General features: G+C 41.1%; 13 protein-coding genes. 8 read left to right on the forward strand and 5 right to left on the reverse strand.

The window, feature by feature from the left end; genetic code table 11:
• Positions 1-11: 11 nt before the first annotated feature.
• Positions 12-851 (reverse strand): KPN_02809 family neutral zinc metallopeptidase, encoded by an 840-nt coding sequence (gene ypfJ, locus FBD94_RS18875; RefSeq protein ID WP_131612223.1) that lies wholly within the window; start codon positions 849-851, stop codon positions 12-14.
• Positions 852-921: 70 nt separating this feature from the next.
• Complete coding sequence (gene gltX, locus FBD94_RS18880; RefSeq protein WP_136881363.1) at positions 922-2,430, reverse strand: glutamate--tRNA ligase; 1,509 nt, start codon at positions 2,428-2,430, stop codon at positions 922-924.
• 89 nt (positions 2,431-2,519) lie between these two features.
• Between gltX and FBD94_RS18885 the strand changes: the two genes are divergently transcribed.
• From FBD94_RS18885 to FBD94_RS18895, 3 genes are read left to right on the forward strand one after another with little or no spacing between them, the layout of a single operon-like run.
• Positions 2,520-3,737, forward strand: coding sequence for a sensor histidine kinase (locus tag FBD94_RS18885; protein WP_136881364.1), 1,218 nt, complete (start codon positions 2,520-2,522; stop codon positions 3,735-3,737).
• Positions 3,715-4,218 (forward strand): DinB family protein, encoded by a 504-nt coding sequence (locus FBD94_RS18890; RefSeq protein WP_136881365.1) that lies wholly within the window; start codon positions 3,715-3,717, stop codon positions 4,216-4,218. The genes FBD94_RS18885 and FBD94_RS18890 overlap by 23 nt, the downstream gene beginning before the upstream one ends.
• The gene (locus FBD94_RS18895; RefSeq protein ID WP_136881366.1) at positions 4,215-4,637 is read left to right on the forward strand and encodes a hotdog fold thioesterase; all 423 of its coding nucleotides are present in this window, start codon (positions 4,215-4,217) and stop codon (positions 4,635-4,637) included. The genes FBD94_RS18890 and FBD94_RS18895 overlap by 4 nt, the downstream gene beginning before the upstream one ends.
• Before the next feature lies 1 nt (position 4,638).
• Here the strand turns inward: FBD94_RS18895 and FBD94_RS18900 are convergent, their stop codons facing one another.
• The 3 genes from FBD94_RS18900 to FBD94_RS18910 form a co-directional block, all read right to left on the reverse strand.
• The gene (locus tag FBD94_RS18900; protein WP_131612233.1) at positions 4,639-5,193 is read right to left on the reverse strand and encodes a DUF2911 domain-containing protein; all 555 of its coding nucleotides are present in this window, start codon (positions 5,191-5,193) and stop codon (positions 4,639-4,641) included.
• A gap of 31 nt (positions 5,194-5,224) precedes the next feature.
• Complete coding sequence (locus FBD94_RS18905) at positions 5,225-5,404, reverse strand: hypothetical protein (protein ID WP_090783289.1); 180 nt, start codon at positions 5,402-5,404, stop codon at positions 5,225-5,227.
• 63 nt (positions 5,405-5,467) lie between these two features.
• Positions 5,468-7,972, reverse strand: a complete 2,505-nt coding sequence (locus FBD94_RS18910) for a glycoside hydrolase family 9 protein (protein WP_136881367.1) — start codon at positions 7,970-7,972, stop codon at positions 5,468-5,470.
• Between the two features lie 130 nt (positions 7,973-8,102).
• On the opposite strand from FBD94_RS18910, the gene FBD94_RS18915 reads away from it, so the two are divergent.
• The 5 genes from FBD94_RS18915 (at position 8,103) to FBD94_RS18935 (ending at position 13,386) form a co-directional block, all read left to right on the forward strand.
• Positions 8,103-8,729: a TetR/AcrR family transcriptional regulator gene (locus FBD94_RS18915; protein WP_136881368.1), complete on the forward strand. Its 627-nt coding sequence runs from the start codon at positions 8,103-8,105 to the stop codon at positions 8,727-8,729.
• A complete protein-coding gene (locus FBD94_RS18920; RefSeq protein WP_136881369.1) occupies positions 8,719-10,035 on the forward strand; it encodes a TolC family protein in 1,317 nt (438 codons plus the stop codon). Before FBD94_RS18915 ends, FBD94_RS18920 begins: the two co-directional genes overlap by 11 nt.
• Positions 10,036-10,056: 21 nt before the next feature.
• On the forward strand, positions 10,057-11,100 hold the full coding sequence (locus FBD94_RS18925; RefSeq protein WP_136881370.1) for an HlyD family secretion protein: 1,044 nt from the start codon (positions 10,057-10,059) through the stop codon (positions 11,098-11,100).
• 3 nt (positions 11,101-11,103) lie between these two features.
• Entirely contained in the window at positions 11,104-12,651 is a 1,548-nt protein-coding gene (locus tag FBD94_RS18930; protein ID WP_131612242.1) for a DHA2 family efflux MFS transporter permease subunit, read from the forward strand.
• A 135-nt stretch (positions 12,652-12,786) separates the two neighbouring features.
• Positions 12,787-13,386 (forward strand): RNA polymerase sigma-70 factor, encoded by a 600-nt coding sequence (locus tag FBD94_RS18935; RefSeq protein ID WP_131612244.1) that lies wholly within the window; start codon positions 12,787-12,789, stop codon positions 13,384-13,386.
• Positions 13,387-13,458: the final 72 nt, after the last annotated feature.

Here is a 13,458-nt window from a genome sequence, read left to right on the forward strand (position 1 = left end):
AAAAAAAGAAATTATAACCCAGCAGAATTAAAAGTATCTCCCTGCTTAAAATCACCCGTATCAAAGCCTTTTTTAAACCAGTACATTCTTTGGGCAGATGTACCATGAGTAAATGCATCAGGAACAACTTGTCCCTGTGCCTGCTGCTGAAGCTTATCATCGCCAATTGCATTTGCAGCGGTCAACGCCTCTTCAATATCTCCTTCCTCTAATTTAAAATTAGCGAGATTTTGGGCATCGTGCGCCCACAGTCCGGCAAAGAAATCGGCCTGTAATTCTAACTTAACAGATAATTTATTGTATTCAACCTCGCTCAACTGAGCTCTGGCACGTTGTACCTTTTCGGAAATCCCTAGTAAATTCTGTACATGATGCCCTACCTCATGTGCAATAACATAAGCTTGCGCAAAATCGCCAGCAGCACCAAACCTATCTTTTAAGTCCTTATAAAAAGTAAGATCGATGTATACGCGATGATCTGCGGGGCAGTAAAATGGCCCTACAGCGGCGCTGGCATTACCACAGGCAGATTGGACACTGTTATCAAACAGCGTAAGCACAGGAGGCTCATACACCCTTCCCAATTGCTTAAACTGTGCAATCCAAACGGAATCTGTCGACTCCAGCACGCCGGCAACAAATTTACCTTCCGCATCTTGTGGCACACCTTGTTTACCAACAACATTACTAGCCTCACCAATAGGCAACTGGCTAACTAAACTTGTAAAATCCTGTCCGAAGATAAGACCAAGTACAACAACAACTATTGCTGCACCGCCGCCAAGCACCTTGCCACCAGCCATCCCTCTTCTGTCATCAACATTGCCACTTCCTTTACCGAACCATTGCATATAAACTCCTTTTAATTTGGTTAATAACAGGCTTGACAATTGTTATACCAAAACTAAAAGAAAGCCCAGTTTAATTAAAGGCGGTAATTGCTTTTTGGATTCTTTTTAGGGTTTCTTCTGCACCAAGAGCTACTGCAATATCAAATACTCCTGGACCAAATTTTCCGCCAACAAGCATAATTCTAAAAGGCAACATCAACTCACCTGGTTTAAAATTATGTGCCATAGCCAATAATTTGAACTTTTCTTCCAGTTCTACCCCGGTCAATCCATCCTTCAACTCCAAAGCATAAGATTCAAAAAAAGAAGCCTTTTCTGGTGTCCACTTCGGTTTCACTGCATCCAAATCATATCCTTCGGGTGCAGTAAAAAAATATATACTTTGAGTAACAAAATCAGTTAATAATGTACACCGATCTTTAATTAGGTCAACAACCCTTTCAAGATAGTTGTCGTCATTTAAAACCGTACCTTGAGCCTTAAACTCTTCTTTTACAAAGGGAAGCACCACTTTTGAAGTTGTATGTTTAATCCATTCGTGGTTATACCACTTTGCCTTTTCGAAATCAAACTTAGCTCCTGCTTTGCTGATTCTCTCAATAGAAAACTTCTCGATTAACTCATTTAAAGCAAATATTTCCTGATCCGTTCCATCATTCCAACCCAGCATAGCCAGTAGGTTTACAAACGCCTCAGGCATAAAGCCAAGCTCCTTAAAGCCTTTTGTTAAATCACCGGTTTTAGGATCAGTCCAATTTTGAGCATACACTGGGAACCCCAATCTATCGCCATCTCTTTTACTGAGCTTGCCATTTCCATCAGGCTTTAAAATCAACGGTAAATGAACCCACTGAGGCATTTCATCGTCCCATCCAAGATATCTCCATAGTAAAATATGAATCGGTGCCGAAGGAAGCCATTCCTCACCTCTAAAAACATGGCTAATCTCCATTGCCTTATCATCCGCCACAACAGCCAAATGGTAGGTTGGCATTCCGTCGGCCTTTAACAAAACTTTATCATCCACCAAATTGGTCTCAAAACTAACATGCCCTCTTATCAAATCGGTAAAAGAAACAACCTCATTTTCAGGCATTTTTATACGCACTACATGCGGTGTATTACTTGCTAAAAGTGCATCTACCTCGGCCTCGCTTAAAGTAAGGGAGTTTCTCATGTCCCCTCTTGTAGCCAATCCATAAGTAAAGTTTGGTATTTGTTTTCTTTTGGCATCCAGTTCTTCTGGGGTATCAAAAGCGTAATAAGCATATCCATCAGCAATCAGCTGATCAGCATATTGTTTATAAGTCGCTTTCCGCTCACTTTGACGATAAGGGCCAAAGTTGCCTTCCTGCTCCGGACTCTCGTCAGGAACCATACCACACCATTTAAGGCAGGAAACAATATATTCCTCGGCGCCTTCTACAAAACGGGTCTGATCGGTATCCTCAATCCGCAAAATAAACGTTCCGTTGTGCTTTTTTGCGAACAGATAATTAAATAAAGCGGTACGTACACCGCCCAAATGCAGGCCGCCGGTTGGGCTCGGGGCGAATCTTACTCTTACTTTCTTTTCCATATTACGAGCTACAAAGATATATTTTTTACCGCGTTACCGTTCAATTGATACATTTTTGAATGCTATTTTGTAATTTGCCTTCATATTCTATGAACCCTTACGAGAAAAAACGCCGCTGGAAATTCTTTTTACTTGTCTTTGCCATTGTGATCGGCACAGCATCTGTTGTCTATAGCGATTTCTTTGTAAAAAAGATGGAACGGGAAGAACAGCTTCAGTTTCAGCTATATATAAAAGTAACTGAGCAATCCCTTGCTATGTATGACGACGACAGGTACACCAGTTTGATAGACCTGATCCGAACAAACACCAAGCTGCCCGTAATCATGATCGATTCCGAAGGAGCCATCATCGCCTATCAGGGATTAGACTCTACAAAAACGAATTACGAAATAGAAAAACAACCTAACAAAACCTACGACCCCGCCTATTTTTCCCGAGAACTCCGAAAAATGAAAAAACAGCATCCACCAACACCAATTATTGGACTGGACGGCAGTCGGTGGTATATCTATTATAAAGATTCTGCCACTTTAACCCAGCTTCGCTATTTCCCATACATTCAGCTAGCTGTTATTGGATTGTTTTTACTCACTGCCTATGTTGCCTTTAGCTCAGCACGTAAAGCAGAACAGGATCAGGTATGGGTCGGCATGGCTAAAGAAACTGCCCATCAACTTGGCACACCAATCTCCTCGCTCATGGCCTGGGTGGAGCTGATCAAATCAAGGTTTGACGCAGAAGACGACCCTTTAATTGCTGAAATGGAGAACGACATTAAACGTCTCGAGGTAATTACCGATCGCTTTTCTAAAATTGGATCTAAACCAATTGTAGAAGACCACGTAGTATATGCCGTGATCTATAATTTCGTTGCCTATTTCAAGCTTAGGACATCAGATAAGGTAGTCTTCGAAATCATCGGAGATGAACAAGTAAGAGCCTTGTTAAACGTACCTCTGTTTGATTGGGTAATAGAGAACTTGCTGAAAAACGCAGCAAATGCGATTGAAAACGAAGGTAAAATCACCATAAACATTATCGAAAACTTAACCAAAGAAGAGGTGTTTATAGATGTAACCGACACTGGAAAAGGCATTGCCCGGTCTAAATTTGACGCGGTATTTCAGCCGGGTTATACCACCCGTAAACGCGGTTGGGGCTTAGGCTTATCGCTAACCAAAAGAATTGTTGAGAACTACCATAATGGCCAAATCTTTGTTAAAGATTCTGAACTTGGCAAAGGCACGACCTTTCGTATCATTTTAAAAAGTAGCATTACTTATGAACCGACCTCAAACGCATGAGTATCCCGTGTGGGCTGAACAATACATCAGCCTCGTTGAAGGAGATGTATTCGAATTATTAAAAAGGCAAGCCACAGAGTTTCCAGACTTTGTGAATGATCTGGTTGAAAAAGCTGACTATGCTTATGCGCCCGGAAAATGGACAATTAAGGAAATTATTGGGCATATCATCGATACGGAACGTATTCTCGTATATCGCCTAACCTGCTTTGCTCGTGGAGAAAACCATGCACTTCCAGGATTTGAAGAAGATGATTACGTAGCACAGGCCCACTTTAAGGATAGGAGTCTATTGAGTCTTTCAGAAGAGTTTTCCTTACTTAGAAGGGCGAATATGTACTTATTCAATTCCTTGATAGAAAAAGAATTAAACAGAAGTGGTACCGCATCTGAGCGACAAATTACGGTAAGAGCTTTGCTCTACGTAATACCAGGCCACGTGATACACCATATACAGACCATTAAAAGCCGATATTTATGAGCTGGTTTACAAAATTCACCCCCGAACAGTTAAACGATAGGCCTACAAACCACATGGGTGCTTTCCTCGGTATTAAGTTTACAGAAGTCGCCGATGATGCCCTGACTGCAACAATGCCGGTAGACGAACGTACGCATCAACCCGCAGGAATCTTACATGGCGGAGCCTCTGTAGTGCTCGCCGAAACCCTTGGGAGTGTTGCCTCGTATATGTGTATCGATCCTCAAAAATACCAGGCTGTTGGTCTTGAAGTTAATGCCAACCACATCAGACCGGTTAAATCAGGCTTGGTAACGGGTATTTGTAAGCCCTTACATATTGGTACTAAAACTCATGTTTGGGAAATCAAGATCTATGATGACAGAGGAAAAATGAACTGTATCAGCAGGCTTACAGTAGCCATTATTAATAAAGTCTAATTTATTTTATGGTAATAGGAAGTTCTACTAAAGTTCGGTCCCAGGCCATAACCAAGTCAGCACCTTGCGGTTCTGTGGTAAACGTGATCGCAAAAGATTCCATTGGCTTATCCAATACTTTAACCGGAACGTCAACCCGAACTACGTCTTTAGTCTGATCATAAGTAAAAGCACCCCAACGATCTGTCTGCCTATTAATGATCATTGTCCACTTATCTTGATTAGGAATCGCAAATAAGCTATAAGAACCTGCCTTAATAGACTTACCCCCAATTTTTACGCGCTTGTAAAATTTGATTTCTGCAGATTCATTCGCCCCAACGCGCCATACTTTTCCAAATTGCTCAAGCACGCCAAATATTTCGCGCCCTTTTTTAGTTGGCCTGGAATAAACCATCTTAATCGATGGAGCTGAATTATCCTTAGCTTTCGCAGCATTTAAAGGAAAATACACAATATCAGCAGGGCTAGTATCAACAGAAGCAAATTTAAGCTCCTGTGCTTTAGCAACGAAAGTAAACATCGCAAGTATTGCGATAAGGCTTAATCTTTTCATCAGAAGTTGTCTTAAATTAATTTAAGCTAGCTTAATATTCACGGCCTTTAACTATTCCATTTAAGAAAATAGCGCCAAAAATAAAACCTATAATTCCACCTAATACGGCTGCACCAAAGCTACCTGATATAATTACTGCAGTTAAAATACCAAAAAATAGGCCCATAACATAATAAACCCAGTCAAAACTATTGTTGTCTTCTTTAATCATTATACTAATTCTTAGGCGTCAAAGATATTGATTTATTTTATCTGTAAAACAAATATTACCCTTTTATTTCCCCAGCAAATCATTAACCGTTACCAAACTATAGCCCTTTTGCTTTAAATAAATAATCAAATCATCTAGTTTATTGTAAAACTTATCCGTTCTTCTTGGGTCGGTACCGGCATGAAGTAACAGCACAAAACCATTCATTCCCTGCTTCACTTCAAAATCAACGATTGACTTATAAATTTCCGGACTGCCCAGATAACGTTTACCCATTTCCGGGTAAGTATAATCCGCATTAGAACGCGTTCCTGGGGTGAAATTAATCAAGGTTAGGCCCGCTCCCTTTGTCCAGTCAGCAATCCTATCATTGTACCATTCATACGGCGGCAAAAAGAAAGGGGCTTCACGCTTACTAATACCAAATCTATCCATCGCCTCATAATTAGCGCTTAAATCTGCCTGAAACTCTGTTTTTGTAACCAATAAGCTGTCCCGATTCGTCCAATCGCAATACAACAGGTGCTTATTCGAATGACCGCCCAAATAATGATGGCTCGCTTTTATTGATTTAATGAGTGGACCAAATCCTGGAGTATTGTAAAAATCGCCGGTAAAAAAGAAAGATCCTTTTGCCTTATGCTTATTTAGGGTTTTATTGATTTGCGTTACACCATCTGCATACTCATGTCCCGTAAAGACTAATGCTACCTTCTTTTCATTCGTGTTTCCCCTAATTATAGCGCCATGATCTTTTTTAAAAAGAGAAGTTTCTGGTTTTACCCTACTATCGTAAGCAGCCAGTAAATATACCAATGATGCCGTTCCGTCCATGGTAGGCTCATTGGTGCTGTAATCCCCAAAATCGTCATGATAAACCACCAGATCTGATTGAAATTCGGCATATTCATCTGGCTTGTGCAACGTAATTCCTATCAAACTTTTATAAATGCGACCATAAACTGGCCCATCCACTAAGCCGCCATCTATCGGATATTGAAACAAATGCGTAAATGCAGAATGTGGATCTTTTGGCGTATCCCCTTCAGCAGGCAAGCCATACACCATTGCAGATCCCCACGGATTACAGCCAAACAGCCAGTCAAAATTTGCCTGTGCCAACTCCTCATAGGTCTCGTCTCCACTTTCCTTATGGTACAGAAAGCTTTGAATGGCAAATGAAGCTGTTAAGTTATTTGAGCACCAGATAAATGGAACACCCCTATAAAATGCATTGTGCTTTGCCTTTTGCCAAACTTTGTCTAGCCCCTCTTTATAATAAGACACCGCCATTTCAGAAGCCAACTTATCCCCGGTTTTAGCAATTTCATAATGCCCAAAATTGTGAAAGGGATACCATTGATAATGTCTTGCCGTATCAGCCCCCATCCATGGCGTTATCGGCTCTTTACTCGCATAGCTCAGCGCTTGCTTCAAAAACCGCTTCCCACCAATACTTTGATAAAGTTCGGCAGCAGCAAGTTCCATATCATCCGTCCAATTGTCTTCCTCATAAAAATAGGGCGCCCTATTAGGTGCTGTTTGTTGTACGCCAGGCTGCTTTAAACCAAATGTATAAGCAGATCTGGATTTATTTCGGAGCAATCGAGCATAAGCTGCATCAATGTCATTAAACATTCTGCTGCCTAAAGCAAAAGCACTGCTAAACTTTCCCGCAATAGAAGCTGTTCCCGTCGCCCGGCTTTGATACTTACCTAAACCTTGAGGTTTACCATTGGCAAAATAAACAGGTCGCTCTTTCCCTTTACCATAGTCCACACCATCCTTTGTTGGCAAGCGCAGCCCTTGATGATCCCTATCATCTGCAATTTGATTAAACAACCAGTCTTTCTTAGGATGCATCTTTAGCAACCACTGTAAGCCCCAATTTGCTTCGTCTAAAACATCTGCCCGTCCGTTTTTCCCTTCAAGCCCATTTGCCTGATATTGATCCATAAATGCCTCGGGAAAATCCCGATATGCGGCTAGCAGATGATAGGTCGCATTTGCCGATGTAGTGGCATACTGAAGATAATCAGAGGCATCATGCCATCCACCACTAACATCTATATGTGTACTATCCGGCATTGGGCCATACATAGTGTATCCATCCTGTGTATGACAACTATCCTTCAAATAGGGGTTAAAGCCACTACGTTGCTGTCGCATATAACGCAACGCAAAATCAGCAGTATTACGATATACGTCTTCCTTAATGATCACTTCTGGCGATATCGTATTCCCTACTTTAATAAAGTAGCGTCCCGAATCTTCAAAATCACTAAAATTCAATCTGCAAGAGATCTTAAAAGGACCATAAGCACCAAAGGACTTCAGGTTTCCTGAGCTGTATACCACTTTTCCAGTTCCTTTTTCTATAATATCAAACTTCTCAGGCAGTTCCTTTTGATCCTTACTTACCCAAACCGCTACTTTAACAGCGTGAGGCTGATACCCGAGTAAATTTATTCTGACCCATGACGGATCCGAATTCAAATGCTGAGTGTAACCATTCAACGAAATTAATGTTAGGCCTAAAAACCAGACACATACATACATCCATTTCATATCAAACGTTTATTTGGTAAGCTATAAAAATAACAAACCCTTGTCAGTATTTCGTCAATTATTACAAATAAGTAATCACACAAGAGAAATTAATCAATCGATTGATTAATTTCGTTGTCTCAAATATAAAATGGAAAAAATAGATAAAAGGGCCAATATCCTCGAAGCGGCAGAAAAATTGTTTATCGAATTGGGTTATGAAGCAACTTCTACCCGACAAATTGCAAAAGATGCCGCGGTCAATATGGCCATGATCAATTATTATTTCGGATCTAAAGATGGTGTTTTCATGGAAATCATGAGCCAAAGGATTGCCGATTTTAACGCACAGCTTTCTTGCCTCGATCAAGGCAACATGTCTGGGATGGAAAAATTACTGAAAGTAATCGAAGGCTATACCACAAGAATACTATCCAATCCAGGTTTTCATAAAATGATGCACAGGGAGCTCTCCATGCCCCACCGTCCGGAAATGTTTTTTAAGATCAAAAACTCAATGGCTCAAAATCTGATGATCATAGAGAAAATCATCACTGACGGCATTACCGAAGGAAGTTTTAGACAAGTAGACGTTAGAATGCTGATTGCCACGATTATGGGCACGATCAGTAATGTCGCTATCTCCCCCTCAAAGATCACCTCTGGTACAACACTTGACATCAATAACGAAGAAGACCGGGAGCTGATTACCGCCCGTTTAATCGATCATTTAAAAGACCTCATCATCACGTATTTAACACCAAAAAATGATACATAAATCAATCAAATTAAGCTGCTTAACATTCCTTGTTCCAGGACTCCTCTACGCCCAGGATGTTAAAAAGTTAAGCTTACAGGAAGCTATAGCACTTGGGATAGAGAATAGCAAGAATCTAAAGCTTTCCCAAAACAAAATAGATCAGGCCGTAGCAAAGCTAAACATGGTTAAGGATAATGTCTTACCCACAGCAAAGGCTTCATTTCTATACAACCATGCAGAAATCCCAACCAATACCTTAAGCATCGGTGACGCGGATCCAATTAAATTGCCTAAACGCGCTGATGCCTTTGTCGGAACAGCAGCGGTAGAAGAACTGATTTATGGTGGCGGGAAACTGAGATATGCGGAAGAATCGACCCGCCTACTCACTGATGTAGCAAACCTGGACGCTGACAAAGACAAGGAAGAGATTAGCTATGCCATTATCAATACCTACTATTCTTTGTTTAAAGTATTGCAAAGCAAAAAAGTCATTGCTCAAAATCTGGAGTCTATCGCCAGTCAACTTAAGCAATCTCAACGCTTTTTCGAACAGGGTATCGTCACCAAAAATGATGTTTTAAGGTTTCAACTTCAGCAAGCAAACATCTCCCTTACGGACATGGAAGCCGAAAACAACAGAAAGATCATCAATTATAACTTTGATATCTTACTGGGTTTAAATGAAAACACCCAAATTGAAATTGCAGATCCGACCAAAGATTTGAAAACCATAGGCCCTCTAAGCAATTATCTGGACATGGGCGTTGCGAGCAGACAGGAATTGAAACAACTGGATTTACAAAATAAGGTTGCTGATGTAAATATTAAATCGGTTAAAGCGAATACTTTACCTACTGTTGGTGTAGGTGCAAATCTCTACTACATTAATCCTAATGGCAGCTTTATTCCCTCAGCCAACCAATACATTATGCCGGTAACCATTGGCGCTAACGTTTCCTGGAACATTGGCAACTTATGGACAAATAAGCATAAAGTAACGGATGCCAGAATACAACAAAAAGAACTTGTGATCCAAAAAGATATCTTTTCTGACCAGGTTAAAACAGAGATCAACAGAAACTATCAAAACTACCAGTTGGCCTTAAACAAGATCAGTGTCCTGGAAACATCCATAGCACAGGCAACAGAAAACGACAAGTTGCTTGCTTCAAAGTATAAAAACAACGTAGCATCAGCCATAGACAGAATTGATGCCGAAACCCTGCTATATCGGGCTAAAATCAACTTAGAACTGGCCCGAGCGGATGCTGGACTAGCCTATTACACTTTATTAAAATCTACCGGAAAAATTTCTCAATAAAATACCATAACAAATTAGGCAATGACAACTGAAAAGAAAAAAAAGAATAAAGTTATCCCGATCATATTAGGGGTTCTCATCCTCTTGGGTGCAATATTTGGCATCAAACAATATATCTACTATAGCAAGCACGTAGATACTGATGATGCCCAAATCGATGGAGACATCAGTCCGGTAGTTTCCCGCGTAGGCGGCTATGTACAGGACATTAAATTCGAAGAAAACACCAGAGTTAAAGAAGGTGATGTATTGGTTAAGCTCGATGATAGCGACTACAAAATAAAGCTGGAACAGGCCATGGCTGGACAAAAAGGTGCAAGTGCTGGAGTTGGAGTTTCTGAATCACAAATTGCCGCCACCTCGGCGAATACCAGTACAGCGAAAGCCAATATCGAGGCTGCAAGAGTAAAGTTAAACCTTGCACAAAAAGATTATGACCGTTACCAGAACCTGGTAAAAGACGGATCTGTTACCCAACAGCAATTTGATCAGGCCAAAGCGCAAAAAGAATCGGCTCAAGCAGCCTTTACTGCAGCAAACGACCAATACAATGCCGCGGTGAAACAAGTTGGTACTACGCAATCGCAATTGGCTGTAAGCAGCACTAGCGTAACACAACGTCAGGCCGATGTAGATTTTGCCAAATTACAATTGTCCTATACAGAAATCAAAGCTCCGGCTTCAGGTATTGTATCTAAAAAGAATGTTCAAAAAGGACAACTTGTACAAGCGGGTCAATCCCTGTTCGCTATTGTAAACGAGAACAGCTTATACGTTACGGCAAACTTCAAAGAAACTCAACTGGAGGACATAAAAACCGGATCAAAGGTTAAAGTAGAAGTGGACGCTTACCCTGATCAGGACGTAGAAGGTGAAGTTTACAATTTTGCACCGATTACAGGAGCAAAAGGCTCGTTGCTTCCCCCTGATAATGCCACAGGTAACTTTGTTAAAGTTGTACAACGCGTACCCGTTAAAATAAAAATAACCAAAGCCCCAAAAGATATCCTTGAAAAGCTACGTCCTGGAATGAGCGTTAAGGTTTCTGTTTCTATAAAAGACTAAACAATGGCCGAGAAAGGTTTAAAAAAGTGGATTATCACATTTACAGTGATCACAGCTTCACTATTGGAGCTGATTGACACCACTATTGTAAACGTGGCAATCCCTCAAATACAAGGTAACCTTGGGGCAACTCTAGAAGATGTAGCCTGGTTATCTACCGGTTATGCAGTTGCAAACGTAATTGTATTACCGATGTCGGGGTGGCTGGGCAGCCGTTTTGGACGTAAAAACTATTTCCTCTTTTCCATTATCCTCTTTACCATCGCTTCCTTTCTTTGCGGAAATGCAACTAACCTCGAAGAACTCATTGCCTTCAGGATTTTGCAAGGACTAGCAGGAGGAGGCTTAATTTCAACGGCACAAGCGATCCTAATAGAAACCTGGCCAAGAGAGGATGTGGGTATTGCGACGGCTTTATTCGGCCTTGGAGCGGTTGTAGGTCCTACTGTTGGCCCTACAATAGGAGGTTACTTACTCGAGATCAGTTCATGGCCTTTGATATTCTATGTCAATATTCCCGTCGGAATCCTTGCGGCCTATTGCACCTATACCTTTGTCAGGGAAACCCCAAAAGATGGAAAAGGAATGCCTGTAGATTGGTGGGGTATTTTACTATTGGCGGTTGCCGTTGGTAGTTTACAAACTGTATTGGAAAAAGGAGAAAGTGAAGATTGGTTTGCCACACCATACATTGTAGCCCTTGCAGTAGCTTCTGTACTAGGTCTAATCCTATTTATATGGAGAGAGCTGAGTACCGACCACCCTATTGTAAACTTTAAAATCATGAGGCATCGTAGCTTCTCTGTCGGAATGTTTACCTCATTTATTTTAGGGTTTGGCTTATATGGCTCTGTGTTCGTATTTCCTATATTCTGTCAGAATCTCCTTGGGTTTTCACCGCTTCAAACCGGAGAACTTTTATTCCCAGGAGGACTCTGTACTATCGTAATGATGCCATTTATAGGGATTATGCTTAAGAAAAACATCCCTGCACAATTCATGGCCACCATCGGAATGTTCCTGTTCTTTGTATTCTGCTCTATGCTGAGCCGATCGACACTGCAATCTGGGCCCAACGACTTTTTCTTTCCCCTGATGATTCGTGGTGTGGGTATGGCTTTGTTATTTGTGCCATTAACCACGCTGGCTATTCAGGACTTAAAAGGTGCCGAAATTGGTCAGGGTGCAGGATTAAACAACATGATGAGACAATTGGGCGGTTCATTCGGTATCGCAGCCTTAACCACGCTTATACATGTGCGTCAGGGCTTCCACCGCAGCAACTTACTCGTGAATGTTAACGAGTACAACCCTGCCTTTACCGATCGTTTTAACGCCTTTTTAAACAATTTTATGGCCAAGGGCTATTCGTACCTTGATGCCAAGGCACTTGCCATTAAGGCAATCGATGGTACAGTAACCAAACAATCGCTATTGTTAACCTATAGTGATGCCTATTGGGTAGCCGGACTGATCTTGCTCTGCTCGATCCCATTGCTGTACCTACAAAAATTCAAAAAGAATGTCGAAGTGCCAGCAGATCTGCACTAAACAAAAACAATAAACAAAATCGCCTGCGTTATAATGACGCAGGCGATTTTGTTTTCTTAACAATCACATAATCCATTCTTAATCTTCAGCTTATTTCTTCCTGCTAGGTTTGCCAGCGTTAAGTTCAGGAAGATCATGAAGGAATTATATGCTTTATCAGACCGTCAGCTATTGGAATATTGTCGCAATGGTAATGATAAAGCTTTTGACGTCATCTTTCAGCGGTATTTTAAACCCTTGTATTCCTTATCCCTTAAATACGTCCGTAATACTGAAGTAGCAGAAGAGCTGGCCATGGATTTAATGATGTGGGTGTGGGAGAAAAGAACCACCGATTTTTGTCCAGAAGGAACGCTTAAAGCCTATTTGTTCCGAGCCATACGCAATAGCGTGATCAGTTTTTTCCGCAAAAAGACCTTAGCTACAGAACCTATTGAGCTGTATCATGAGGAAACTATGCAAGATTCAAGGTATGCCGACCATGATCAAATCTCTGCCGAAATAGAGACCTGCCTTCAGAGAAAGCTAAACGAACTTAGTCCGCAACGCAGAAAAGTATATGAAATGAGCAGAGAGGAAGAAATGACCTATCCTCAAATTGCCCATAAACTAAATTTATCTGCTAATACCGTCAAAAGTCACATCAGCTTTTCTCTAAATCATTTGAGAAAAAGCCTACACGAACATCTTGATGTAACTACTCTCCTAATCCTTCTTTCCTGGTTGATAAAATAATTCAATTATTTTTTAAAATACATTCACCCTACTCCTGCTTTTCTGCGCTATACCTTTTGAAGGACATCGCAT

The organism is Pedobacter hiemivivus, from assembly GCF_005144565.1.
Lineage (GTDB): Bacteria > Bacteroidota > Bacteroidia > Sphingobacteriales > Sphingobacteriaceae > Pedobacter > Pedobacter hiemivivus.